The organism is Anaerofustis sp. LCP19S3_F7 (assembly GCF_052119445.1).
Classification (GTDB): domain Bacteria; phylum Bacillota; class Clostridia; order Eubacteriales; family Anaerofustaceae; genus Anaerofustis; species Anaerofustis butyriciformans.
On the sequence record NZ_JBQKFF010000001.1, the window covers coordinates 438,970 to 462,352 of the forward strand.

General features: G+C 28.7%; 27 protein-coding genes and 1 tRNA gene. 17 read left to right on the forward strand and 11 right to left on the reverse strand.

Annotated features, from left to right (window positions below):
* Positions 1-92: 92 nt before the first annotated feature.
* Positions 93-1,760, reverse strand: coding sequence for a CoA-disulfide reductase (locus tag ACTQYZ_RS02215; RefSeq protein WP_441020798.1), 1,668 nt, complete (start codon positions 1,758-1,760; stop codon positions 93-95).
* A gap of 252 nt (positions 1,761-2,012) precedes the next feature.
* Here ACTQYZ_RS02215 and ACTQYZ_RS02220 point away from each other — a divergent pair, with 252 nt between their 5' ends.
* Genes ACTQYZ_RS02220 through ACTQYZ_RS02230 form a run of 3 tightly spaced genes read left to right on the forward strand, consistent with a single transcriptional unit; the run spans position 2,013 to position 4,317 of the window.
* Positions 2,013-2,909: a DMT family transporter gene (locus ACTQYZ_RS02220; RefSeq protein ID WP_441020796.1), complete on the forward strand. Its 897-nt coding sequence runs from the start codon at positions 2,013-2,015 to the stop codon at positions 2,907-2,909.
* 15 nt (positions 2,910-2,924) lie between these two features.
* Entirely contained in the window at positions 2,925-3,833 is a 909-nt protein-coding gene (murB, locus tag ACTQYZ_RS02225) for a UDP-N-acetylmuramate dehydrogenase (protein ID WP_441020794.1), read from the forward strand.
* 10 nt (positions 3,834-3,843) lie between these two features.
* A complete protein-coding gene (locus tag ACTQYZ_RS02230; RefSeq protein WP_441020792.1) occupies positions 3,844-4,317 on the forward strand; it encodes a hypothetical protein in 474 nt (157 codons plus the stop codon).
* 23 nt (positions 4,318-4,340) lie between these two features.
* Here ACTQYZ_RS02230 and ACTQYZ_RS02235 read toward each other — a convergent pair whose 3' ends face one another.
* Genes ACTQYZ_RS02235 through ACTQYZ_RS02245 form a run of 3 tightly spaced genes read right to left on the reverse strand, consistent with a single transcriptional unit; the run spans position 4,341 to position 5,609 of the window.
* The gene (locus ACTQYZ_RS02235; RefSeq protein ID WP_441020790.1) at positions 4,341-4,652 is read right to left on the reverse strand and encodes a YbjQ family protein; all 312 of its coding nucleotides are present in this window, start codon (positions 4,650-4,652) and stop codon (positions 4,341-4,343) included.
* Complete coding sequence (locus tag ACTQYZ_RS02240) at positions 4,633-4,860, reverse strand: hypothetical protein (protein ID WP_441020788.1); 228 nt, start codon at positions 4,858-4,860, stop codon at positions 4,633-4,635. Before ACTQYZ_RS02240 ends, ACTQYZ_RS02235 begins: the two co-directional genes overlap by 20 nt.
* Positions 4,861-4,868: 8 nt before the next feature.
* Positions 4,869-5,609, reverse strand: coding sequence for a tyrosine-protein phosphatase (locus ACTQYZ_RS02245; protein WP_441020786.1), 741 nt, complete (start codon positions 5,607-5,609; stop codon positions 4,869-4,871).
* Between the two features lie 220 nt (positions 5,610-5,829).
* On the opposite strand from ACTQYZ_RS02245, the gene ACTQYZ_RS02250 reads away from it, so the two are divergent.
* Complete coding sequence (locus ACTQYZ_RS02250; protein WP_441020784.1) at positions 5,830-6,180, forward strand: cupin domain-containing protein; 351 nt, start codon at positions 5,830-5,832, stop codon at positions 6,178-6,180.
* Between the two features lie 11 nt (positions 6,181-6,191).
* Here the strand turns inward: ACTQYZ_RS02250 and ACTQYZ_RS02255 are convergent, their stop codons facing one another.
* The 3 genes from ACTQYZ_RS02255 to ACTQYZ_RS02265 are packed head-to-tail and all read right to left on the reverse strand — an operon-like array spanning position 6,192 to position 8,341.
* Positions 6,192-6,713, reverse strand: coding sequence for a hypothetical protein (locus ACTQYZ_RS02255; RefSeq protein ID WP_441415937.1), 522 nt, complete (start codon positions 6,711-6,713; stop codon positions 6,192-6,194).
* A gap of 3 nt (positions 6,714-6,716) precedes the next feature.
* The gene (locus ACTQYZ_RS02260; RefSeq protein WP_441415938.1) at positions 6,717-7,778 is read right to left on the reverse strand and encodes an endonuclease; all 1,062 of its coding nucleotides are present in this window, start codon (positions 7,776-7,778) and stop codon (positions 6,717-6,719) included.
* A gap of 59 nt (positions 7,779-7,837) precedes the next feature.
* A complete protein-coding gene (locus ACTQYZ_RS02265) occupies positions 7,838-8,341 on the reverse strand; it encodes an HD domain-containing protein (protein WP_441020780.1) in 504 nt (167 codons plus the stop codon).
* Between the two features lie 170 nt (positions 8,342-8,511).
* Here ACTQYZ_RS02265 and ACTQYZ_RS02270 point away from each other — a divergent pair.
* Positions 8,512-8,594 (forward strand) — tRNA-Leu (locus ACTQYZ_RS02270).
* A 98-nt stretch (positions 8,595-8,692) separates the two neighbouring features.
* Here the strand turns inward: ACTQYZ_RS02270 and ACTQYZ_RS02275 are convergent.
* On the reverse strand, positions 8,693-9,523 hold the full coding sequence (locus tag ACTQYZ_RS02275) for a GH25 family lysozyme (protein ID WP_441415939.1): 831 nt from the start codon (positions 9,521-9,523) through the stop codon (positions 8,693-8,695).
* A 207-nt stretch (positions 9,524-9,730) separates the two neighbouring features.
* On the opposite strand from ACTQYZ_RS02275, the gene ACTQYZ_RS02280 reads away from it, so the two are divergent.
* The 9 genes from ACTQYZ_RS02280 to ACTQYZ_RS02320 all read left to right on the forward strand — a co-directional run bounded on the left by ACTQYZ_RS02280 (position 9,731) and on the right by ACTQYZ_RS02320 (position 17,896).
* Complete coding sequence (locus ACTQYZ_RS02280) at positions 9,731-10,690, forward strand: GerMN domain-containing protein (protein ID WP_441415940.1); 960 nt, start codon at positions 9,731-9,733, stop codon at positions 10,688-10,690.
* Between the two features lie 12 nt (positions 10,691-10,702).
* A complete protein-coding gene (gene rph, locus ACTQYZ_RS02285; protein ID WP_138269279.1) occupies positions 10,703-11,428 on the forward strand; it encodes a ribonuclease PH in 726 nt (241 codons plus the stop codon).
* 8 nt (positions 11,429-11,436) lie between these two features.
* The gene (locus ACTQYZ_RS02290; RefSeq protein ID WP_138269280.1) at positions 11,437-12,027 is read left to right on the forward strand and encodes an XTP/dITP diphosphatase; all 591 of its coding nucleotides are present in this window, start codon (positions 11,437-11,439) and stop codon (positions 12,025-12,027) included.
* Positions 12,028-12,040: 13 nt separating this feature from the next.
* Positions 12,041-12,517 (forward strand): YfcE family phosphodiesterase, encoded by a 477-nt coding sequence (locus ACTQYZ_RS02295; RefSeq protein WP_441415941.1) that lies wholly within the window; start codon positions 12,041-12,043, stop codon positions 12,515-12,517.
* Between the two features lie 8 nt (positions 12,518-12,525).
* Complete coding sequence (locus ACTQYZ_RS02300) at positions 12,526-13,332, forward strand: CPBP family intramembrane glutamic endopeptidase (RefSeq protein WP_441415942.1); 807 nt, start codon at positions 12,526-12,528, stop codon at positions 13,330-13,332.
* A gap of 141 nt (positions 13,333-13,473) precedes the next feature.
* Positions 13,474-13,896, forward strand: a complete 423-nt coding sequence (locus ACTQYZ_RS02305) for a MarR family winged helix-turn-helix transcriptional regulator (RefSeq protein WP_441415943.1) — start codon at positions 13,474-13,476, stop codon at positions 13,894-13,896.
* A gap of 46 nt (positions 13,897-13,942) precedes the next feature.
* Positions 13,943-15,679, forward strand: a complete 1,737-nt coding sequence (locus tag ACTQYZ_RS02310; protein WP_441020767.1) for an ABC transporter ATP-binding protein — start codon at positions 13,943-13,945, stop codon at positions 15,677-15,679.
* A complete protein-coding gene (locus tag ACTQYZ_RS02315) occupies positions 15,679-17,559 on the forward strand; it encodes an ABC transporter ATP-binding protein (RefSeq protein ID WP_441415944.1) in 1,881 nt (626 codons plus the stop codon). The genes ACTQYZ_RS02310 and ACTQYZ_RS02315 overlap by 1 nt, the downstream gene beginning before the upstream one ends.
* A 148-nt stretch (positions 17,560-17,707) precedes the next feature.
* Positions 17,708-17,896 (forward strand): ferredoxin, encoded by a 189-nt coding sequence (locus tag ACTQYZ_RS02320; protein WP_441415945.1) that lies wholly within the window; start codon positions 17,708-17,710, stop codon positions 17,894-17,896.
* A gap of 23 nt (positions 17,897-17,919) precedes the next feature.
* Here the strand turns inward: ACTQYZ_RS02320 and ACTQYZ_RS02325 are convergent, their stop codons facing one another.
* A complete protein-coding gene (locus tag ACTQYZ_RS02325; RefSeq protein ID WP_441020764.1) occupies positions 17,920-18,891 on the reverse strand; it encodes an AIR synthase family protein in 972 nt (323 codons plus the stop codon).
* Between the two features lie 90 nt (positions 18,892-18,981).
* On the opposite strand from ACTQYZ_RS02325, the gene ACTQYZ_RS02330 reads away from it, so the two are divergent.
* The 3 genes from ACTQYZ_RS02330 (at position 18,982) to ACTQYZ_RS02340 (ending at position 22,136) form a co-directional block, all read left to right on the forward strand.
* Positions 18,982-19,149: a hypothetical protein gene (locus tag ACTQYZ_RS02330; RefSeq protein ID WP_441415946.1), complete on the forward strand. Its 168-nt coding sequence runs from the start codon at positions 18,982-18,984 to the stop codon at positions 19,147-19,149.
* A gap of 154 nt (positions 19,150-19,303) precedes the next feature.
* Positions 19,304-20,371, forward strand: a complete 1,068-nt coding sequence (locus tag ACTQYZ_RS02335) for an NADH-ubiquinone oxidoreductase-F iron-sulfur binding region domain-containing protein (RefSeq protein ID WP_441020763.1) — start codon at positions 19,304-19,306, stop codon at positions 20,369-20,371.
* A gap of 19 nt (positions 20,372-20,390) precedes the next feature.
* Entirely contained in the window at positions 20,391-22,136 is a 1,746-nt protein-coding gene (locus ACTQYZ_RS02340) for an NADH-dependent [FeFe] hydrogenase, group A6 (RefSeq protein ID WP_138269290.1), read from the forward strand.
* Between the two features lie 26 nt (positions 22,137-22,162).
* Here the strand turns inward: ACTQYZ_RS02340 and ACTQYZ_RS02345 are convergent, their stop codons facing one another.
* Together ACTQYZ_RS02345 and ACTQYZ_RS02350 are read right to left on the reverse strand one after the other, a co-directional pair.
* Positions 22,163-22,669, reverse strand: a complete 507-nt coding sequence (locus ACTQYZ_RS02345; protein ID WP_441020762.1) for a DUF4358 domain-containing protein — start codon at positions 22,667-22,669, stop codon at positions 22,163-22,165.
* The gene (locus ACTQYZ_RS02350; protein WP_441415947.1) at positions 22,666-23,367 is read right to left on the reverse strand and encodes a glycerophosphodiester phosphodiesterase family protein; all 702 of its coding nucleotides are present in this window, start codon (positions 23,365-23,367) and stop codon (positions 22,666-22,668) included. The genes ACTQYZ_RS02345 and ACTQYZ_RS02350 overlap by 4 nt, the downstream gene beginning before the upstream one ends.
* Positions 23,368-23,383: the final 16 nt, after the last annotated feature.

The window sequence follows — 23,383 nt, forward strand, 5'->3', positions numbered from 1 at the left end:
AAAAACGAAAGTAAATTTTACTTTCGTTTTTTATTGTTCTGATATTTTAATTTATAAAACAAATTTATATTTTACATGAATTGTAGGTGGTATTAATAATGCATTGATTTATAAAAATCAGTACCTGCCGATAATACTTTTACGTTTTTAAAACCCTTTGCTTTAAGTATTCTCATTGCATTATATGAACGTACACCTATTTTACAATAAGTTATTATAGTTTTATTTTTATCAAGTTCTGAAAATCTTTTTCTTAGTTGTCCAAGAGGTATATGATAAGAAGGTTCGATTCTATACATTTCTTTTTCGAAATCCTCTGTAACATCTAAAATGATAAAATCATCTTTATTTTCTTTAATCATTTCATCAAGTTCATCGTATTCTATAAAATCTACCATATTGTTTAGAACATTTTCTGCTACATATCCAAGCATATTTACAGGATCTTTTGCTGATGAGAATGGAGGAGCATATGCAAGTTCAAGATTTTGTAAATCATAAATTGTTGCATTTAATTTCATTGCCGTAGCCATAACATCAATTCTCTTGTCTACACCTTCTTTTCCAACTATTTGTACTCCGAATATTTTACCTTTTTTATCAAAAATCATTTTTAAAGTAATAAAGGTTGCATTTGGATAATATCCTGCATGAGATTTTTGGTTGATTATTATTGTATGATAATCTTTATTTTTTTCTTTTCCCATTAATTTGAGTTGTTTTTCGTTAAGACCTGTTGCGGCTGCATTTAAACCGAATATTTGAGCAATGGAAGTTCCCATGCTGCCGCTATATTCTTTATCTTCACCTGTTAGATAATCCGCAAGGATTCTTGCTTGTTTGTTTGCAGGTCCTGCAAGAGGAATCATTGTTTTATCTTTTGTTATAAAATTAGTAACTTCAATAACATCTCCAAGAGCATAAATATCTTCTTTTGATGTTTTCATATGTTCATTAACAACAATACCGCCTCTTTGATTAAGTTCTAATCCTGCATCTTTTGCAAGAATGTTGTTAGGTTTTACTCCTATTGAAAGTATTACCATGTCACTTTGTACTGTTTTACCGCTTTGAAGTAAAATATTTAATTGCTCTTTTTCTTCCTTAAAAGCTTTTACTCCATCTTTTAAAATTAAATTTATGCCTTTTGATATTATTTCTTCATGGAGAAGATTTGCCATTTCAATGTCAAGAGGTGCCATAACCTGATCTTGCATTTCTATTATTGAAACTTCAATTCCTTGTTTTGCAAGATTCTCTGCCATTTCAAGTCCAATAAAACCTCCGCCTATAACACTTGCTTTTTTAGGTTTATTGTTAGTAATAAAAGATTTTATTTTGTCAGTATCGTTTATGTTCCATAAAGTAAATATTTTTTCATTATCTATTCCCTCAATAGGAGGTCTTAGCGGACTTGAACCAGTTGAAATAATTAGTTTATCGTATTTTTGATAATACTCTTCATTTGTTACTAAGTCTTTTACTTTGACTTGTTTGTTATCTTTATCTATTTTAATTACTTCGTTTTTAATTTTTACGTCTATGTTAAATTTGTTTTTCATTGCTTCTGGTGTTTCCAAAAGTAAATTTGCTCTTTGATTTATTACATCCCCTATATAATAAGGAAGTCCACAGTTTGCAAAAGATATATAATCTCCTCTTTCAAATATGATGATATTTGCATTTTCTTCTTTTCTTCTTAATCTTGCAGCTAAAGTTGCTCCTCCCGCAACTCCTCCTATAATAACAATATTTTTCATGATTATATTCTCCTTTGATTTTATAAATTTATTATATACGAAAAAAAAATTATTTCGGTGACTTAATCACATAAAAAAGTTGTTATTTATAAATATAAAAGAAATTTATATAAAATGATTTATATATTTAATAGAATTATGAAAGAAAAATGAAACTTTAAAATATACAAGCAAATAATTAAATATAAACTTTTTAGAACTAAAGTTTTATGCTATAATTAAGCGGATATTATTTATTAAAGGGGTAAAAATATGGAAATAAAAAATAAATCAATGCTTGCCGATTTTTCACTTTTAATTATGGCATTAATATGGGGAAGTGGATTTATATTTACTAAAAATACATTGGATTCATTAACAGGAATTCAACTAATATTTATTAGATTTTTAATAGCATTTGTAACGCTTTTTATTTTTAACATTAAAAAACTTAATTTGATAAAAAAATCTACAATATATAAAAGTATAATTATAGGATTTGTTCTTTTTCTTGGATTTGCATTCCAAACTTATGGACTTGTGGAAACATCAGCGGGAAAAAGTGCATTTTTAACTGCTGTATATGTTGCAATAGTTCCGTTTATAGCTATGTTTATAGGTGATAATAAACCTGAAAAACATAATTTCTTAGCGGCTTTTCTTATGATAATAGGAATATTCTTCCTTACTATGAATCCAAAAGAAGGATTTAGTATAAATTATTATGACGGCATTACTCTTATAGGTTCTATATTTTGGGCTTTCCATGTGTTCTTTGTTGGGCATTTTTCAAAAGGAGAGGATCCTATTATACTTTGTATGATGCAGATGTTTTTTGCGGGAGTATTTGCATTTGTACTTTTACTTTTTAACGGTGAAATATCAACATTTAACATAACAGGAAATACTATTCCTACTTTACTTTATTTAGGTGTAATTGCTTCGGCTGTTACTTTCCTTATTCAAAATGTTGCTCAAAAATATACTTCTCCTACACATGCAGGAATACTTATGAGTATGGAAAGTGTATTTGGAACTATATTAGGTATTATTTTCCTTAATGAAGTTTTTTCTATGCAAATGCTTGTAGGTGCTGTTATAATATTTACAGCTTTAATTTTAGCGGAAACAAAATTTGAATTTTTAAAGAAAAAAACTTTAAAAGAGTAATGTTAAAGGAGAATTATGATAAATACAATTTTTATTGAAGACATAAAAAAAATAGTCGGTGAAAAAAATGTTTTATTAAACGAGCCGATGAAAAAGCACACAACATTTAGAAGTGGTGGAGAAGCTGAATTATACATAAATGTTTTAAGCAGTGAAAATTTAGTTGAACTTATTAAATATCTTAAAGAACATAATATAGAATATATTGTTCTTGGAAGAGGAAGTAATGTTCTTGTTAAAGATGGAGGAATAGATTCAGTTGTTATAAGTACTTCTATGATGAAAAATTTATCTGTTAAAGATAATATAATAGAAGCAGATGCTGGAGTTTCTCTTGCTTTAATTGCAAACGAGGCTTTAAAAAACGAACTTGAAGGTTTTGAGTTTGCAAGCTGTATCCCCGGAAGTCTTGGGGGAGGCGTTTTTATGAATGCCGGTGCTCATGGAGGAGAATTAAAAGATGTATTGGTTGATGTTACTGTTTTTGATGGAAAAGATATAAAAGTGCTTTTACCTGATGAGCTTGATTTGAGTTATAGACACAGTAATGTTGAAGAAAAAGGATATGTTGTTCTTTCTGCAAGAATAAAACTTGGAAAAGGCGATACAGAAAAGATTAAAAATAAAATGGCAGAAAATAAAGAGTATAGAGTAAATGCTCAGCCAATGGAACCCTCAGCGGGGAGTACCTTTAAACGCCCTGAAGGATATATTGCAGCAAAACTTATTGATGATGCAGGACTTAAGGGTTTTCATGTAGGTGATGCTTACGTAAGCGAAAAACACGCAGGTTTTATTGTTAACAAAAATAAAGCTAAAAGCAGAGATATTCTTGAAGTTATTGATTATGTGAAAAAGGAAGTATACAATAAATATAACGTAATGCTTGAAGAAGAAGTAAGAATCATAGGTAAAGATTCTTAGGAGGTATATTATGAATTATGCTGATTTTAAAGTTATAAAAGATAAACTGGAAAGAAGAGCCAAAATATTATCAGTTTTTCCTATATTTATATTTTTGGCTATGATATTTCAAATTGTACTTTTGATTGTTCAAGTAAATACTGCTGCAACATGGTTTAACTTTGTTTTGGTAGATCAATTATTTTCAAATGCCCGCATTTTTGCTGGGGTTGATAATATTGTTTTATCGGTTATGTTTTATGGTGCAGTTGCAATTTGTGTATTGATAATTGGTGCTTGTGCATATTTTTGTTATAAGAATGTGAGAGTATCTTATTCGGTACTTATATTCTTCTATCTAATAGATTTTCTTATTGCAATACTTTCAATCGATTATATTCAAATAGGAATACATTTTGTATTTTTATGTTTCTTGGTATATGGCAGAAGAACACTTACTCATCTTGACAGCATACCAAAAGAAGTTTGGGGTTATGGCGAATAAAAAAAGAGCATTAATGCTCTTTTTTATTTGAATTTTACAGCTGTTCCATAAGCGAATACTTCTGCAGCTCCTTGCATTATCGCAGATGAAGCATATCTTACGGCAACTATTGCATCTGCTCCCATATTTGTTGCTTCCATAATCATTCTTTTTGTTGCCATAGCTCTTGATTCGTCCATCATTTGGGTATAAGACTTAAGTTCTCCTCCAACAAGATTTTTAAATGTTTGAGAAATGTCTTTACCTAAGTTTTTTGTTTGAATACATGAACCTTTTACAAGTCCAAGTGTTTCAAATTCTCTGCCTTCGATTTTTTCAGTAGTTACTAAGATCATCTTCTTCTCCCTCCTCTATTTCCTTTAATCTTTCAATTACAACATTAATCATTGTTTTTATTAAAAATATCAATATTAAAGTTATAATTACTTTAAAAATTAAAGAAATATTTAAAAATATTATTGATAATATATATATTATAAGAAGAACACAAATAAGTATTCCAATTATAATAGGTGCTATTTTTTCTTTGTTTTTATCTTTCACTTTTTCACCTAAAAAATTATATCTTCAAGAAATCTGTTTCTTATATCGTTTATTTGTTTATTTGTAACGTCACATGATAATAAATAATTCTCAAAAGAAGAATATTCATCCATTATATATTCTATTGTTGCATCTATAAATTCGGGTTTTGATAGAAATACTCTTGATTTTGTTATGTTATATTCTCTTACAAAATCAGGATCTTCTCCCATATATGTATGTGAAACTTGATAGTTTGCAACTATGTCTTTTAAGCTTACGTTTGCAATGCCAAGAAGGAGCATTGAAACAATTCCAGTTCTGTCTTTTCCTGCGGTACAGTTAAAGATAAGGCCTCCATCTAAGTTCTCTGATATTATATCAAATATTTCTTTGATTGCTTTTTTATTAGACAGTCTTTTTATATATCCTTGTATCATATCAAAATAGCCATCTTCTTTTGTTATGTCTGCCTGCATATCTTTTACACTTAGTGGCACATTATAATATTTTATGCCGTCTATATTTTTTAGTTTACTTGGTTTTTCTTTAACTTCTTCTTCACTTCTTAAATCTAGTACTGTTTTTATACCGTATTTAATCAGAAAATCAATATCTTCATTTGTTATAATGCTTAACGATGAAGAACGTATAAATTCTTTATATTTTGTTATTTTTTTATCTTTTGTAATATAACCACCAAGGTCTCTTGTGTTTTGTGTTCCTTTTAGTGGAAGTGTTCCGGAAATATGTAGTTCTTTAATATTCATTTTAATTTTCCCTTTTTGTTTTATTGTACCATAAAATTTTTTTTTAATATGTCTTTTGTTAATTCTTAATTATTATTTAGAAAAATTTAATATGTATTTTACCTAATGATTATTAATTTACTGGTATAAGCCTACTTTAAAAAAAAGTTTTAAAATATTTATTTATGGATGTATAATTAATATAAGTATTATATTTTCTAATAAAAGGAAGGTAGAAAAAATGAGCGATATTGTATTTAAAAATGAAGACATTAATTTGATGGAACACAGAAGAGTAAGCAAGAATACGGGTAATGTCACTTATGAAATGCATCTTGTAGATGATGAAGATACAAAAATGATGGTAAAAATAATGATATACCCAAAAGGAGTTTTTACACCTTGGCATACGCATGACTGCGCTCATGGCATGTATGTAATAAAAGGAACATTATACACAAACTTAGGAGATTTTGAAGCGGGAAGTTTTGTTTGGTTTAAAGAGGGAAGCAAGGCTTTTCACGGAAGTAAAGATGAAGATGTTGAAGTTTTGTTTATAACAAATAAAGAATTCAATATAAATTACTTATAAAAAAGAGCATTTTAAATGTTCTTTTTTCTCATATCTATTATTTGAATATTGTAGTTTTTTAATTTTTCTAAAAATATATTGTAGCCTATATCATCATTTTCTATTTTTAATACAGGATTATTATCAATAAATAAAATTGTTGCCATGTTGATAATTCTGCATGAAGTGAATTGATAAAAATAAAAAGTGTTTCCCTTTGAATCCGTTATTCTTTCGTCTTCTACTATTACTTTTCTGTTTATGGCTTTTTGAACTGAAAAAAGATTCATTATTATTACAAATATAAACAGTACATCCCATATTATAGAATCATGAAATATAAGACCTTGTTTGTATAATGCAAATCCGGCTACAACCAAAATTAATATTACTGTGTGAAATACTACTTTTGATTTTGGTTTTTTCATTATGAAATAGTCTTTATTATTTATTGTTTCTGTCTTTTTATTTACTGTTTTATTCATATATTTTGTCCATAAAGAAAAACAAAACATTCCTAAAAATATTCCTATTATTGTTGCGATAATACTCATTTTTTACTCCTTAAGTGTTATATCTATTTTAACTGGGTTATGGTCTGCAAAATTAAACTTTGTATCTATTGTTTCTATGTTGTTAAGTTTTATGTTTGGAGAAAGTATAAAACCGTCAATTACATGATACTGCGTGTTTGGGCTTTTTTCATCAAATTCTTCATTTAATAATCTTGATGTAGGAGTCTTGTCATCGGTAACTATGTTCCATCCTTTTAAAAATTCCTCTATATCAAGTTTCCCCGGTTTAAAGTGTTCATCTTTTATAAGAGGATATTTATTTATGTTAGTGTTTGGAAAAATTTGATTAAAATCTCCGCCTGCTATACAGTAATTTCCTTTTTCGTACTCTGTTTTTAAAATATCCGTAAGTATCTTTGTTTGTTTTACTTTTCCTTCTCCATTATCATATGCTTCTAAATGTAGATTTACCAGAATAAGTTCTTTTTTAGAGTTTTTTATCTTAACTCTTTCAACAAGAAGACATCGTTTTAATTGACATAATCTTAATGGATATTTAAAAGAAACAGGAAGAGAATATCTTTTTGCCGAAATTGTTTCATAAGGGTTTAGAGTTAATATTCCGCTTTCAACTTTTCCAATGGTGTCTTTTATTGGGTATGGGATATATTTACATGAAAAATTTTTAGCAAAATAAGATGTCTTTTTAAATACTTTTGATAAGTATCTTACTTGGTTTGTATTATATCCTCTTTTTGACTTTGTGTCTATTTCTTGTATAAAAATTATGTCAGAACCTGTTTCCCTTATATTTTCTTCAATCCCTTTAAGGTTTCTTATTACCATTTTTTTTGATTCGATTCTGGTTCTTTTCCCTCCGTCCATGAAAAAATCACTGTCGGCACTGTCGTTACAGTATCCTATATTATATGTAAGAACACTTAAAGAATCGTTAATATGAAGTTCTTTTTCTTCGCCTTTTCTTATAAGAAGTGCATCTTCTATTTCTTCAGGTTTATATTCATTTATTGTTAAATATAAAAGCAATGCCAAAATAAGTATTATAAGTAATCCAATTAAAGCTGTTATTATTATGAATATCATTTTAACTCTCCCATTTTATAATTATATCACAAAAAAATAAAAGAAGAATATATCTTCTTTTATTTGTATGAATTGATATTTTTTAATTTTTTGCTTTTAATTTTTTCCATGTAGTGTTCTTTTGATTCAATTATTGCACACCACTTATCAACCAAACATATTATAACGGCTTCTTTACTTTTAGGAATAGCTCTAAAGGTTAGGGGCCACATGTGAGAATGTATAATATTTTCTTCCTTTTTTGTTAAATCAAAATGTTTTTTTGCATTTTCAAGTGCTGCTTTAGGATGATTAAATCCATGCATTCCTTTTCTTTCTACTGTTTTATCATGCCAGTCATAAAGATAGAAATCATGTAGCATTGCACCTCTTAAAAGTTGTTTTTCCTGTATTTTTAAATTGAATTTTTTTGATAAAATATAACTGTATAAAGCAACATTTAGAGAGTGCGCATATGTTGTTGTTCCTCCATGCTGTCTATATCCTTGCATTTTTTGTACTTCTTTATGGGAAATTATTTCTTTTATTTCATTAAAGAAAATTCTTTTTTCTTCTCTTGTCATTTCTTTAAACCACCTTAAAAGTATTATATTATATTTTTTATATTAATACATATATATTATGAACTTCTTAAGAAAAAATTATAAATTTTTTAAATTATAAATAAAAAAATTTCAAAAAGATATTGACAGATTTTATTTTTTTATATATAATAATAAAGCTTTATGAATCTGCGGATGTGGCGGAATTGGCAGACGCGCTAGACTTAGGATCTAGTACTTCGGTGTGGGGGTTCGACTCCCTTCATCCGCACCAGTTTGAAATTAAACCGATTGTTTTACAATCGGTTTTTTTGTTTTATATTAAATATCATATATATTTTAATTTTACAAAAAAGGAGCATAAGCTCCTTTTTATTTTTTTATTAAAAGCTTTTCTCCCGGATGAATTAATTCAAGGTGATTTAATTTAATTAAGACTTCTTCTGTTGTATTATATTTTTCTGCAATTTCTTTTAAAGTGTCACCATCTTTTACGGTATAAGTTATATATTCTTTGTTTTTTTCTTCTTTATTTATTAAAATTTCTTCTTTGAATCTATCCATATCAACATGTCCGCTTATTCCTTTTACACTACCTCTGCTGGAATATTGAAAGCCTGACCATTTTGACCAATGCCCTGTTGTATATGGGCTTTTTACACCGTAATCGGCAATCCATAAAAGGTATTTGTTAAGATCTTTTTTCCATACGGTTTCTACGTCATAAGCATTTGAGTAAAAGGCGGGTTTGTATCCTAAAAGTTTTTCCAAAGTTTCCATATATACTTTAGCAATGTCATTACATTCTTTTTTGCTTAATCCGTCAAGTTGTTCAAAATCCATGGCAGGTCTTAGTTGTTGGTCTTTATTTTTTATAAGAGAATAAAAGAAATGAGCCTGTTCTCTAGCCTGTCTTGTATTTCTTGCGGTTACGTAATGATAAAATCCAATTTTTAAATCTTCTTTTTTAGCTTCTTTATAGTTTCTTTCAAATTTAGTGTCTGTATAATTGTTTCCTTGTCCTGCCCTTATATAAACAGCTTCTATGCCATCTTTTTTTACTTCTTTAAAATTAATATCTCCTTGCCAAACGCTTACGTCAATACCCTTAAATTCACTATTTGCACTAATTATTCCCACAGAGCAGATACAAATTAAAAAACAAATACATAGTATTATTACTGCTTTTTTATTTTTTTTCATAAGATTCCTCCTCAACGTATAATATGAGCTTATAAAAAATGTGCTACATAAAAGAGAATATATAAAATATTTCGTTTTTGAAATTTCCCCATATTATTTATTTCATAAAGTTATAATGAACTTATATGGACATGTTTTTAAAAGGAAATTTAAGAAATTAAAATAAATGTATTTTTAGTATAAAAATTTATAAACAGAGGTTTTATTATGAGAAAATTAATTAAATTCTTATTGCTTTTATCTATTATAGGGCTTTCTTACATAACAATAAAAAATCCTACAATGATTTCAAGAATGCAGGATAAAATAGCGGGTTCAATAAAAAATGAAGTGGAATCTAATAAAAGTAAAATAACCGTTTATTATAAAACGGCAGATTCATATGTTGTGCCTCTTACAAGAATAGTTTCGAGTGAAGAAGCGAAATTTGATAACGTAATAAACCTTATGACTGACAATGAAGAAAATGGAAAAGTTGCAAGTAAAAATGGACTTTTTCCAACTGTAATTGCCGGAAGTATTAAAAGTGTAAAATTAGAAGATAATACAGCAAAGGTAGAGTTAAGTGAAAAGGCTCAATTTGCCGATGAGCAAGATGAAAAAGCATTTATTATTTCCATTGTGTATGTCCTTACGGAATTTGAAAATGTTGATAGTGTAAGTTTCGAAATGGGAGATAAAGAAACTCTTACATATGGCAGTGAAATGAATAAATTATATTATCGTGAAAATATAAATGAAATTGAGAAAAGTAAAAATTCAAAATCAAAACATACCATGTATATTGCTAAAAAATGTGAAAACGTATATAATTATATACCGTATAGTGTGTATACAGATAAATCAGATTTAAGCTTAAAAGATATACTTATAATCCATTTTACTATGTGTAACATGAAGAAATATTCTTCAATGGTATTTGCGACAACTGCAAATATAGAAGATGTAATAGTAAAAGGAGAGAGTGTATATATACATTTAAGCAAAGAATTTTCTTTAATGGACAAGGCAATGCTGAATTTATATAAAAACAGCGTTGCGCTTACTGTAAAAGAAAATTCTGATGATATAAAAAAAGTTCGATTTGTGATAGACCAAAATGATAATAAAGATGGTATAATTGAAACTGAACTTGTAAATGACTATTCAAACGAAGAAAGACAATAAAGGAGTGAGTTGATGGAAAGAATTGATAAAAGAAATTATGATGAAAAAAGACCAGTAAAAATCACAAGAAATTATACAATGTATCCTGATGGATGCGTTTTAATAGAGGTTGGGAACACAAAAGTTATATGTTCTGCTTTTATAGAAAATAAAGTTCCTCCGTTTTTAAGAGGAGAGGGAACAGGATGGATAACATGTGAATATTCAATGTTACCTTCTTCAACACAAACAAGAAAGAAAAGAGATATAAACAGACTTAAATTAGATGGAAGAAGTGCAGAAATACAAAGACTTATAGGCAGAAGTTTAAGAAGTGTTGTTGATTTATCAATTCTTGGAGAAAAGACAATAATGATAGACTGCGATGTTATCCAAGCTGACGGAGGTACAAGAGTTGCAAGTATTACTGGAGCATTTGTTGCTTTATATGATGCTTTAAATAAAATGGTTGAAAAGGGAGATATTGAAAGACTTCCTCTTACATCTTTTGTTGCAGCAATAAGCGTTGGTATTGTAGATAATGAACCTCTTCTTGATTTATGCTATGTAGAAGATTCAAGTGCAATTGCGGATATGAATGTTGTAATGAACGAATATGGTGAATTCATTGAACTTGGTGTTACAGGAGAAGAAAGACCTGTAAAAGAAGAAGAACTTACAAAACTTATTTCTCTTGCAAAAAAAGGAATAAAAGAATTAATAGACATTCAAAGAGAAGTTTTAGGTCTTAGTAAATAGAGGTTAAAATGAAAGAAGTAATAATAGCATCTGCAAATAAACATAAATTAGAAGAGATAAAAAGTATATTAACAGATTATAAAGTAATAAGTATGGAAGAAGCAGGCTTTGTTGATGATATTGTTGAAGATGGAAAAAGCTTTGAAGAAAATGCACTTATAAAAGCTAAAGCCATCAATAAAAAAACTGGTAAGCTTGTTTTAGGTGATGATTCGGGACTTATGGTAGATTATTTAAACGGAGAGCCCGGAATATATTCTGCAAGATATGCAGGAGAAGAAAAAGATGATGATAAGAATAATAAAAAATTATTAAAAGCTTTGGAAGGTGTAAAAAAAGAAGACAGAAAAGCTAAATTCGTATGTTGTGTAGGAATATGTTATGAAGACGGAAGTGTTGAAACAGTAAGAGGTGAAGTTGAAGGTGAGATAGGTTTTAAGGAAGTAGGAGACGGAGGATTTGGATATGACCCTTTGTTTTATATAGAAAGTCTTGATAAAACTTATGCTGAACTTACTTTTGATGAAAAAAATTCAGTTAGCCATAGAAGAAGAGCTTTTACAAAAGCTAAGGAAATACTTGATAAAAAATTGAAATAAATCGAGGTAGAATATGGATAAGATACTTATAGTAAGCGACACTCACGGAGATATAGAAACACTTGAAAAAGTAATACAAAAAGAAAAAAATATTTCATATCTTTTTCATATTGGTGATCATCACAGCGATATTGACGATGTTAAAGCAGATTTATCAAATGTAGAAATAAAAAAAGTCAGAGGCAACTGCGACTTTATGAAAGAAACAGAAGAAATCTTTTTTGAACTTAACTGTAAAAAGATTTTCATGACTCATGGGCATTTATATGGAGTAAAAAATTCATATAGCTCAATATTTTATAAAGCTTGTGAAATAGGTGCTGACATTGTCTTATTTGGGCATACTCATGAAAAGTTAAATATAAATATGAGTGGTGTGCATTTATTTAATCCCGGAACATTAAGTATGAGGGGTTTTGGGAAGAGAAGTTACGGAATAATGGAAATAGATGAAAAGGGAAATTATAAACTAGCACATAAATACATATAGGAGATTTAATGAAGAAAGATAATATAATAAAAAAAATATTATTATGTATATATCCTGTTATTTTTTGGATAATTTCTCAAATAGGTGTAAGTATTGCTTTTCAGTTTTATTATGCTCTAACAATGCTGAAAAGCGGCAATTATGACATAGTGGATTTAACAACATTTATAAATGAAAATACGGTTCTTATTTTATTAATATCTTCTTTGATTAATATTATATTTTTCGGATTTATTTTATTAAGAAATAAGACATTGCATTTTAATTTATATGAAAATCAAAAAAATATTAAATATTTTCTAAGCATTATTTTGCTTGGAATATCGTTTTTTATGTTTTCAATGGGGATAATTAATATTTTTGATCTTACAAAATATTCATCCAGTTATACGGAAACAATGGCTTTGCTTTCCTCAGGAGGGGTATTAATTAATATTATTTCTGTTGGCATTATTACCCCCATAAGCGAAGAATTTATGTTAAGGGGAATAGTATATAATAATTTAAAAAGATATGTTAATTTTAAAACTGCAATAATTTTACAGGCTTTGATTTTCGGTTTTATGCATATGAATATAATTCAAAGTACATATGCGGTTATTGCGGGAATAATAATTGGATATATTTATGAAAAATCACAAAGTCTTGTTATGTCATGTGTTTTTCATATAAGCTTTAATATTTGCAATCATCTTTTTTCACTTCCGATTTTATCGGATATTATGAGTTATAGTTTACTTATGACCATTATAGGTGTTTTAATTTTTTATATATCATTTAAATATTTTTTAAATGCAAATAAAAAGATAACTTAGGTTATCTTTTTTTTTATGAAAACAATTTGTGAAAACAAAATGAAAAATAAAATTTTCTTATTGACAATTAAAAAAATATTTATATAATAGTTAGGTAGCTAACATGATAGTTAGGTAACTAACATAATAAGAGGGTAAATTATGAAAGCAAAAAAAGAAGTTGGAATGATAATAAAACGATTATCAAATGAAATCAGCAAAGAAATGAATAAAAAATCTGCAGCTTATGGCATCACAGGTGTTCAAGGAAGAATAATACGTTTTGTTACGCAAAAAGAAGGAGATGTCTTTCAAAAAGACATTGAAGCATGTTTGTTTTATAGACGTTCTACCGTTACAGGAATATTGAATACCATGGAAGAAAACGGACTTATTGAAAGAGTAAGCGTTGATTATGATGCAAGGCTTAAAAAAATTGTTGTTACAAAGAAAGGTTTGTGTATAAAATCACAAATAGAACAAGATATAAAAAATATGGAAAGAACATTAAAAAACGGGCTTTCTAAAGATGAAATTGATGCTTTTTTTGCGATAACAGAAAAAATTTTAAATAATTTCAAATAGTTACTATTTTCTTATTATGAAATTAATTTTGTTGGGATGTATATGTATGTTAAAAACATTAATGGGTTCCATTAGAGAATTTAAAAAAGATTCTTTTCTTGCACCTTTTTATGTAATTATTGAAGTATTAATGGAAGTATTAATACCTTTTTATATGGCTGATATTATTGATATCGGTATTGCAAACGGAAATCTTAATTACATAATAAAATTAGGGTTGTTTTTATTCTTTTTAGCAATTATTTCTCTAATAACAGGTACTTTGGCAGGGAAATATGCCGCAAAAGCTTCTGCGGGATTTGCCAGAAATTTAAGAAAAGATATGTTTTATAAAATTCAAGATTTTTCATTTGCAAACATAGATAAATTTTCTACTGCAAGTTTGGTTACAAGGCTTACAACTGATGTTACAAATGTTCAAATGGTTTATCAAATGATAGTAAGACTTCTTATAAGAGCACCAATCATGTTGATATTTGCATTGTTTTTCACTATAAAAATAAATTTACAAATTTCTTTTATATTTTTTATAGCAATTCCAGTGCTTGCATTATTGCTTTTCTTAATAGCTATTAAAGCTCATCCATATTTTGAAAGAGTATTTAATACATATGACAGATTAAACAGTGTGGTTCAAGAAAACGTAACGGGTATAAGAGTTGTTAAGGCATATGTAAGAGAAGATCATGAAATTGAAAAATTTGATGGTATTTCTAAACTTATTTATAAATTCTTTACAAAAGCCGAAAAAATAGTTTCTCTTAATGCTCCGGTAATGCAATTTACAATATATACATGTATTCTTCTTATTTCATATTTTTCTGCAAGGTTTATTGTTGTGGGAACAATGACAACAGGAGAGTTAACAAGTCTTGTTGTATACGCAAGCCAGATATTATCAAGTTTAATGGTTTTATCAATGGTATTTGTTATGGTTTTAATGGCACAAACTTCAGCAGAAAGAATTGTGGAAGTATTAGTTGAAGAAAGTACTTTGAAAAATAAAGAAAATCCTGTTATGGATGTTAAAGACGGTTCTATTGACTTTATAAATGTAGATTTTACATATGGAAAAGATGAAGGAAACGGAAACAATTTTCCTCTAAAAGATATAAATTTACATATTGATTCAGGTGAGACTGTCGGAGTTATAGGTAGTACAGGTAGTTCAAAATCTTCTCTTGTTCAGCTTATTCCAAGACTTTACGATGTTACTAAAGGTCAGGTTAAAGTCGGAGGTATAGATGTAAGGGATTATGATTTGGAAACTTTAAGAAACCAAGTTGCAATGGTTCTTCAAAAAAATACACTATTCTCTGGAACAATAAAAGAAAACTTAAGATGGGGAGATCCTGATGCAACAGATGCAGAAATTATTCAAGCATCAATGCTTGCGCAAGCAGACAGTTTTGTCAGTGAATTCCCAGATAAATACAATACAAAAATAGAGCAAGGCGGTACAAATGTTTCAGGTGGACAAAAACAACGTTTATGTATTGCAAGAGCACTTCTTAAAAAACCTAAGATACTTATCTTAGACGACTCTACAAGTGCTGTAGATACAAAAACAGATGCTCTAATCAGACAAGCTTTTAGAGAAAAAATACCGGGAACTACAAAAATTATTATTGCCCAAAGAATTTCTTCAGTTGAAGATGCCGACAAGATAATTGTTCTTGATAATGGTAGAATAGATCAAATCGGTACTCATGAAGAACTTCTAAAGACAAATGCAATATATCAAGATGTATATAATTCTCAAATGAAGGGAGGCCAAGAATAATGGATAAAAGAACAAATAAAAAGCCTCATTATTTGAAAACAGCTGCTAGACTTTTAAAATATGCACTAAAAAGTTATAAAATACAATTTATATTCGTATTTGTTTCTATTATTATAAGTTCTATTGCAAGTATGGCAAGTTCTGTATTTTTGATGTACTTGATAGATGATTGTATTACACCTTTAATAAATAGTGTTGCTCCTGATTTTACAATTGTTGTACGAGCGATTTTAACATTTGCTTGTATATACTATGTTGGTGTAGCTTGTACATTCATTTATATGAGATTAATGGTAAATATCGGTCAAGGTGTTCTTAAAAAAGTAAGAGATGATATGTTTGAACATATGCAGACTTTATCAATAAGATACTTTGATACTCATCCTCACGGAGAACTTATGAGTCTTTACACAAATGATACCGATACTTTAAGACAGATGATTTGTCAAAGTTTACCTCAAGTATTTTCTGCAATAGTAACAGTTGTTGCGGTATTCTGTGCAATGATTTATATTAGCATTCCTTTATCTCTTCTTGCAATTTGCATGATTGCAATTATGACACTTGCAACCAAAATAATTGGTGGAAAAAGTGGTGAATACTTTGCAAAGCAACAAAGAAACATAGGTATCCTAGATGGTTATGTGGAAGAAATGATAAGTGGACAAAAAGTAGTAAAAGTATTCTGTCACGAAGAACAAAGTAAGGTGGACTTTGATAAAATAAATGATCAGCTTTATGAAAGTTCTGCAAAGGCAAATAAATATGCTAACATTATTATTCCCGTAATAGCGAATATTGGATATATACAATACGTTTTAACAGCTATTTTAGGTGGTGCACTTGCCATTTCAGGCGTTGGAGGACTTACTCTTGGTGGTATTGCTTCATTCCTTCAACTTACAAGAAACTTTAACTTTCCATTCAGTCAAATTTCAGGTCAGTTAAACCCTATAATCATGGCTCTTGCAGGAGCTGAGAGAATATTTGATATGATGGATGAAGAAGGTGAACAAGATGACGGATATGTTACTTTAGTTAATGCAAATATTGATGAAGATGGTAATATTACCGAAAGTGAAAAGAGAACAGGAAGATGGGCTTGGAAACATCCTCATGGAGACGGAAACGTAACTTATACTCAGTTAAATGGTGATGTTAGATTTATTGACATGACGTTTGGGTATAATCCTGAAAAAATAGTTCTACATAAATTAAATATTTATGCAAAACCTGGTCAAAAAATAGCTTTTGTAGGTTCAACGGGGGCCGGTAAAACAACAATAACGAACTTAATAAACAGATTCTATGACGTTACTGAAGGCAAAATCAGATATGATGGAATTAACGTAAACAAAATAAAGAAAGAAGATTTAAGAAGATCTCTTGGAATAGTTTTACAAGATACGAACTTGTTTACAGGAACAATAAAAGAAAATATTAGATACGGTAAACTGGATGCAACAGATGAAGAAGTATATGCTGCTGCAAAACTAGTAAATGCCGACCACTTTATTAAGATGTTACCTGAAGGATATGATACAGTTATTTCAGGTACAGGTGAAGAATTATCTCAAGGACAAAGACAGCTACTTAGTATAGCAAGAGCAGCCCTTAATAACCCTCCTGTACTTATCCTTGATGAAGCAACATCAAGTATTGATACCAGAACAGAAAAAATAGTTCAAGACGGTATGGATAAATTAATGGAAGGAAGAACCGTATTTGTTATTGCTCATAGACTTTCTACAATAAGAAATTCAGACGCAATTATAGTTTTGGAACATGGTACAATAATCGAAAGAGGTAACCATGAAGAACTTATCAAAAAACACGGTACATATTACAGACTATATACCGGTGCTTTGGAATTATCATAATACAAAAAGAGGCTTATGCCTCTTTTTTTTATAGGTAGTAATTCTCTTTATATTGTATTTTTATTAATTTTTTATTTTATAAGAAAATAAAGAATAAAAAAACATTACTGGTAAATAATATTAATTGTTAAATTTAAGGAGGATTAAAATGAAACTTAGAATAAATAAAGATAGTTGTATTTCCTGTGGATTATGTGTTTCTCTTTGTGAAGATATATTTGAAATAGAATCAGACGGTAAATCAGGAGTAATAAGACATCCTGGGAGTGATTCTGAAATAACACTTGCAAGGGAAGCAATAGAAAGCTGTCCTGTAAATGCAATAAGTGAGTATTAAAAAAACAAGCTAAATGCTTGTTTTTATATTACTTTATATAATTCATCTTGTGATGGTGGAGATAATATTTCTTTTACTCCGTTTTTTAAAGTATAAATTTCTTTTTCCTTTGTTAAATATCCTATTGTAGATGAAGGAATGTTTTGTTTATCTAACTCTTTTTTTAATTTTTCATCATCATCAGTAATGAATAGCATTACTCCGCTGGATATAAGCTTATATGGGTTTATGTTAAAATGTTTTGCAATTTTTTTTGTTTCATCCATAATTAATATTTTATTAATATCTATAATGGCTCCAAGTCCTGAATTTTCTGCCATTTCCCAAACTCCGCCTAAAATTCCGCCTTCTGTTGCATCATGAAGAAGACTCACATTAAGATTTTTTGCTATTAGTCCTTCTTTTATTACGGACGTATCTTTTATTAGCTTTGATGTTTTTGATATTTCTTCTTTTGTCAAAAACTTTTCTACCTCTTCTTTTAAATCAAGGCTTATAATAGCACTTCCTTCAAGCCCTGCATATTTACTCATTACTATTTTATCATTAGCTTTTGGAGTAGGATGAGAAATATTTTCTTTTCTTCCGATACATACTCCGCTTAAGATAAATTTATTTACACTTGAAGTAACTTCTGTATGCCCTCCGATTAAATCAACATTATTTTCTTCGCAGGTTAGAAGTATTTCATCTATTATTTCTTCTACATCTTCTATATTGGCATAGGTTGGAATAAGTATTGTTACCATCATTGCAACAGGTGTTGCCATTGATGTTGCAATATCGTTGCATGAAATATTTACGCATAGTCGGCCTATACCGTTTTTACTTCCTGTTATAGGGTCTGTGGATATTGAAAATAAATCTTCTTCAAAATTTAAAAGAGCTGTGTCTTTTCCTATTCCTGCACCTATTAAAACTTCTTTGTTTTTTATATTAATTTTATCGAATAAAATTTTTTGTAATGTATGATTGGTTAATTTTCCTTCTTCCATGTTTTTCCTTCATAATAAAAAGATATTTTTTTATATTTTAGCACAAAAACGTCAATACTCATAGTAATTACTTATATTTGGAGAGGATTCATGATTAATATTATTTGTACCCTAGATTGTAAATTTCAAGAAAAAGGAGTGTGTACATTAAATACGGTACCTTTTTATATTTCATCACTAAACGAAAAATGTATGTATTATCTTCCTAAAGATGAAAAAAATGATGAAGATATAAAAGATAATGAAAATCTCACTTAAAACAAGTGAGTTTTTTTATTTTTCTATTTTAAATTAAGTTGAAAAATTAGACATATTTTGATATTATAACTGTGAATGTGTAATAAAAAGGAATAATAAGATTTTTCGTTTAAAGTCTTATATATAAACTATTTGGAGGTAAATAAAAGAAGTTATGGAAAAAGTTGATCCAAAAGTTTTGGTTAATCAAAAGAAAAATGCTATTAAATATTGTGGTGCAACAAATCCTGAATGTATCGATGATTATATAGCATTTGATGGTTACAAAGCAAAAGAAAAAGTTTTAAAAGGCGAAGTTGATGTAATTAAACTTGCAAGTGACGCTTTACTTGTTGATAGAAGAAAACAAGACGAACTTTGCTGTGATAATTGGAAAGGTGCTGAGGTTGTTGTTTGTGAAACACTAGATGCTTTAGCTGCTGCAGACAATAAAGTTTTAATCGAAGCTCCTCACGTAATTGTTGAATCAATGCTTATTGTTATGGAAGTAAGTGGTGCAAAAGAAGGTTATATCGTAGCAAAAGATGACCTTGCATTTAGAAGAGTATCAAAAGCTGTTAACGATGCAAAAGCTTACGGTTTATTAGATAAAGAAATAAGTGTTGTAAAAGAAAGCAAAGAAGGCTTAAACGTAAATGCAGAAATTTTAGCTAACTTACTTGTGATTGTTCAAGATAGCTATAAAACACTTCCTGAAAAAGGATTTAAAGGTGTTGCAATCGGTGGTAAAGTAAAAAATCCTGGAATTTACAATGTTGAAAACGGCGTTACATATGAACAACTTATTGAACTTGCAGGCGGTGCAACAGGAAATGTTAAATCTATCAAAGTAGGAGCTCCTTATGGTGAATATTTACCAGCTTCTGAGGTTTCTAAACCTGTAAACTTTATGGCTTTAATGATGAATGGAATAATAAGAGGTACTGCTCTTGTTGTTGTTATCGATGAAATAACGGATATGGCAAAAGAAATATCAGATTACTTACAATTCTTATTAATTCAATCTTGCGGTAAATGTTTCCCTTGTAAGGTTGGGGTAAAAAGAATGGATGAAATGGTTAAGAAAATCGTTTCTGATATTTCAGAAAAAGATGATTACAGCAAAGTAAAAGCAATTGCAAAAAATATGAGTATTGGAACTCTTTGCCCTATAGGACAAAAGGGTGCAGCTCCTATTTTAAGTGCACTTGAAAATTTCAGTTCTGATTTTATAAAAGAGTAGTCAAGGAGTAAATGAAAAGATGGTAAATTTAAAGATAAATAATGTTGATGTTTGCGTTGAAGATAAAACAACGGTTCTTGAAGCTGCAAGACAAATCGGAATTAATATTCCTACATTATGTTTTTTAGAACATAACAAAATTGGTGCTTGTAGAATGTGTGTAGTTGAAATTAAAGGTTCTGATGTTTTAAGAAGTGCTTGTAACTTCCCTGTAAAAGAAGGAATGGAAGTATTTACAAACTCTCCTAAAGTAAGAGAATCAAGAAAAAATACAATGGAACTTACACTTTCTGACCATAACAGAGATTGTACAACTTGTATAAGAAGCGGAAACTGTGAACTTCAAACTCTTGCAAATGATTTAGGAGTAAGCACAGTTCCTTTCAGCGGAGATTTTTCATCAGATGCATATGATGATAAATCTGTTTCAATCGTAAGAGATGAATCTAAATGTATTTTCTGTAAAAGATGTATAAACACATGTAGTAAAATTCAAGGTATCGGTGCTTTAATCGGTAAAGATAACGGATTTGATTCAAAAGCAAGACCTGTTAAAGGTGATTATTTAGCTGATACAAACTGCATCAACTGTGGACAATGTGTTATTAACTGTCCTGTAGGTGCCTTAACTGAAAAAGTAAATGTAGATGAAGTATGGGAAGCATTATGTGATGAAAACAAACATGTTGTTGTTCAACCTGCTCCTGCAATAAGAGCTGCTCTTGGAGAAGAATTCGGATATGAAATCGGCACAGATGTAACAGGTAAAATGGTTGCTGCTCTAAGAAGACTTGGCTTTGATAAAGTTTTTGATACAGACTTTGGTGCTGATATGACAATTATGGAAGAAGCTCATGAACTTGTAGACAGAGTTACAAACGGAGGAACTCTTCCAATGCTTACAAGCTGTTGTCCTTCATGGGTTAAATTCTGTGAACAAGAATTCCCAGAACTTATTCCAAACCTTTCTTCTTGTAAATCACCTCAAGCTATGGCAGGTGCTTTAATAAAAACACATTATGCTGAAACTAATAATATTAATCCTGATGATATTTATGTTGTAAGTGTTATGCCTTGTGTTGCTAAGAAATTTGAAGTTGGAAGAGAACAATTAATGGAAGGCGACAACTATGACAGCGATGTATGTATCACAACAAGAGAACTTGCAAGAATGATTAAAGAAGCAGGTATTGACTTTAAAAATCTTGAAGATGAAGAATTTGATCCAATTTATGGTGAAAGTTCAGGTGCCGGTGTAATATTCGGTGCAACAGGTGGGGTTATGGAAGCTGCTGCAAGAACTGCAGTTGAAGCTATTACTGGTGAAGTATCTGAAAAAATTGATTATGAAGAAGTAAGAGGTCTTGAAGGACTTAAAGAAGCTGTAATCAAAGCTGGTGATAAAGAAATAAAAGTTGCTGTTGTTCACGGTGGTGCAAACATAAGAAAACTTATGGATAAAGTTAAAAAAGGTGAAACTGATTATGACTTTATCGAATGTATGGCATGTCCTGGTGGATGTGTAAACGGTGGTGGACAACCAATCGTAAACAGCCAACTTATTAATGCAGGTTTATCTCTTGCAAAAGAAAGAGCAAAAGTATTATATAACCAAGATAAGAACGTTAGACCAACAAGAAAATCTCATGATAATCCAGCGGTTAAAAAAGTTTATGAAGAATATTTAGGTGAGCCAAATTCTCATAAAGCTCATGAAATTTTACATACAACATATGTTGACAGAAGTAAAGATATATTAAAATAAAAAAGACCCTTAAGGGTCTTTTTTTATTATTTCTCTTTCTCTTCAAAAAGAGATAAAATTGTATCCATTACCTCATTGTTATCATAAGAAATTACATATATAAAATAATTTCCGTTTTCGTAGAATGTTCTGTTTAAGACAAGATTGTATTCTGTCTTATCTTGTTCTTTCCATATTTTTTCATAATTTATCATGTATTTATCTAATGCTTCTTTTACTTTTTCTTTATTTTCTTCTTTTACGTTTGCAATTATAAATAAAGAGCTCTTAGAAGATAGTGCGGATTGTTTTATTATAATTTCATTGAAATCTTCTTTATTTAACTTATATATGTTTTTTATTTCTTTATCACTTGGCACTGTCATATTATAAAATATGGGAAGATTTTTCCCGTTTTTTTCATAGGTTAAATTTTCAAGTTTTATTGCCGTTTTATTGAGATTTAAAGTTGTAACATAGTCTTTTTTATTCCCGCATCCTGTAAAAATAATTAGGCAGATAAATAATAAAATTATAAAACATTTTTTTTTCATTTATTTCCTCTTTTTAAAATTTTGTCTGCGATATTTGTTATTATCATATCCACATCCAAATGTTTTATATAATTATATGCAAGCATATTGTTAATAGTATAACAATTTATTTTTATGTTATTTTCTTTTGCTTCCTTGACTATTTTTTTATCTATATTTAAAAAATGAGGATGTATTGCATCAAATTTATTATCTACTGCATATTTAACTATATTATCAAAAAATCCTTGATATAATGCTCCGACTTTTATTTCTTTGTCTATATCTTTTACTATTTTTAACGCTCTATGGTCAAAGGAAGAAATTATGATTTTGTCTTTTATGTTATAATCGTTTATTAAATTTAAAACCTTTTCTTCTATTCCACTATAAATTTCACTTGATGCTTTTAATTCTATATTTAAAATAATATTTTTGTTTTTTATAAGTTCTAATACTTCAAACAGCTGAGGAATAGGTTCAATACCATTTACTTTTATTTCTTTTAGTTCTTCATAAGTTAAATTTTTTATATAAGCGTCATTATTACACATTCTTTTTAAATCGAAATCGTGAAATACAACTATCTTTTCATCTTTTGTAAGATGAACATCAAGTTCAATTCCATCAATATCATATTTTAATGCTTCTTTAAAAGAACTAATTGTATTTTCTGGTTTTATATTAAGCATTCCTCTATGTGCACATATTTTTGACATTTTATTCACCTTCTTT

Excerpts from the sequence above, each read along its gene's own strand:
- rph (WP_138269279.1), top strand. The coding sequence starts at position 10,703 with ATGGAAAGAATTGATAAAAGAAATTATGATGAAAAAAGACCAGTAAAA.
- ACTQYZ_RS02310 (WP_441020767.1), top strand. The coding sequence starts at position 13,943 with ATGTTAAAAACATTAATGGGTTCCATTAGAGAATTTAAAAAAGATTCT.
- ACTQYZ_RS02345 (WP_441020762.1), bottom strand. The coding sequence starts at position 22,669 with ATGAAAAAAAAATGTTTTATAATTTTATTATTTATCTGCCTAATTATT.
- ACTQYZ_RS02290 (WP_138269280.1), top strand. The coding sequence starts at position 11,437 with ATGAAAGAAGTAATAATAGCATCTGCAAATAAACATAAATTAGAAGAG.
- ACTQYZ_RS02280 (WP_441415940.1), top strand. The coding sequence starts at position 9,731 with ATGAGAAAATTAATTAAATTCTTATTGCTTTTATCTATTATAGGGCTT.
- ACTQYZ_RS02275 (WP_441415939.1), bottom strand. The coding sequence starts at position 9,523 with ATGAAAAAAAATAAAAAAGCAGTAATAATACTATGTATTTGTTTTTTA.
- ACTQYZ_RS02350 (WP_441415947.1), bottom strand. The coding sequence starts at position 23,367 with ATGTCAAAAATATGTGCACATAGAGGAATGCTTAATATAAAACCAGAA.
- ACTQYZ_RS02300 (WP_441415942.1), top strand. The coding sequence starts at position 12,526 with ATGAAGAAAGATAATATAATAAAAAAAATATTATTATGTATATATCCT.
- ACTQYZ_RS02245 (WP_441020786.1), bottom strand. The coding sequence starts at position 5,609 with ATGAATATTAAAGAACTACATATTTCCGGAACACTTCCACTAAAAGGA.
- ACTQYZ_RS02330 (WP_441415946.1), top strand. The coding sequence starts at position 18,982 with ATGATTAATATTATTTGTACCCTAGATTGTAAATTTCAAGAAAAAGGA.
- ACTQYZ_RS02230 (WP_441020792.1), top strand. The coding sequence starts at position 3,844 with ATGAATTATGCTGATTTTAAAGTTATAAAAGATAAACTGGAAAGAAGA.
- ACTQYZ_RS02325 (WP_441020764.1), bottom strand. The coding sequence starts at position 18,891 with ATGGAAGAAGGAAAATTAACCAATCATACATTACAAAAAATTTTATTC.
- ACTQYZ_RS02320 (WP_441415945.1), top strand. The coding sequence starts at position 17,708 with ATGAAACTTAGAATAAATAAAGATAGTTGTATTTCCTGTGGATTATGT.
- ACTQYZ_RS02215 (WP_441020798.1), bottom strand. The coding sequence starts at position 1,760 with ATGAAAAATATTGTTATTATAGGAGGAGTTGCGGGAGGAGCAACTTTA.
- ACTQYZ_RS02315 (WP_441415944.1), top strand. The coding sequence starts at position 15,679 with ATGGATAAAAGAACAAATAAAAAGCCTCATTATTTGAAAACAGCTGCT.
- ACTQYZ_RS02250 (WP_441020784.1), top strand. The coding sequence starts at position 5,830 with ATGAGCGATATTGTATTTAAAAATGAAGACATTAATTTGATGGAACAC.
- ACTQYZ_RS02305 (WP_441415943.1), top strand. The coding sequence starts at position 13,474 with ATGAAAGCAAAAAAAGAAGTTGGAATGATAATAAAACGATTATCAAAT.
- ACTQYZ_RS02260 (WP_441415938.1), bottom strand. The coding sequence starts at position 7,778 with ATGATATTCATAATAATAACAGCTTTAATTGGATTACTTATAATACTT.
- ACTQYZ_RS02295 (WP_441415941.1), top strand. The coding sequence starts at position 12,041 with ATGGATAAGATACTTATAGTAAGCGACACTCACGGAGATATAGAAACA.
- ACTQYZ_RS02235 (WP_441020790.1), bottom strand. The coding sequence starts at position 4,652 with ATGATCTTAGTAACTACTGAAAAAATCGAAGGCAGAGAATTTGAAACA.
- ACTQYZ_RS02335 (WP_441020763.1), top strand. The coding sequence starts at position 19,304 with ATGGAAAAAGTTGATCCAAAAGTTTTGGTTAATCAAAAGAAAAATGCT.
- murB (WP_441020794.1), top strand. The coding sequence starts at position 2,925 with ATGATAAATACAATTTTTATTGAAGACATAAAAAAAATAGTCGGTGAA.
- ACTQYZ_RS02220 (WP_441020796.1), top strand. The coding sequence starts at position 2,013 with ATGGAAATAAAAAATAAATCAATGCTTGCCGATTTTTCACTTTTAATT.
- ACTQYZ_RS02265 (WP_441020780.1), bottom strand. The coding sequence starts at position 8,341 with ATGACAAGAGAAGAAAAAAGAATTTTCTTTAATGAAATAAAAGAAATA.
- ACTQYZ_RS02340 (WP_138269290.1), top strand. The coding sequence starts at position 20,391 with ATGGTAAATTTAAAGATAAATAATGTTGATGTTTGCGTTGAAGATAAA.
- ACTQYZ_RS02255 (WP_441415937.1), bottom strand. The coding sequence starts at position 6,713 with ATGAGTATTATCGCAACAATAATAGGAATATTTTTAGGAATGTTTTGT.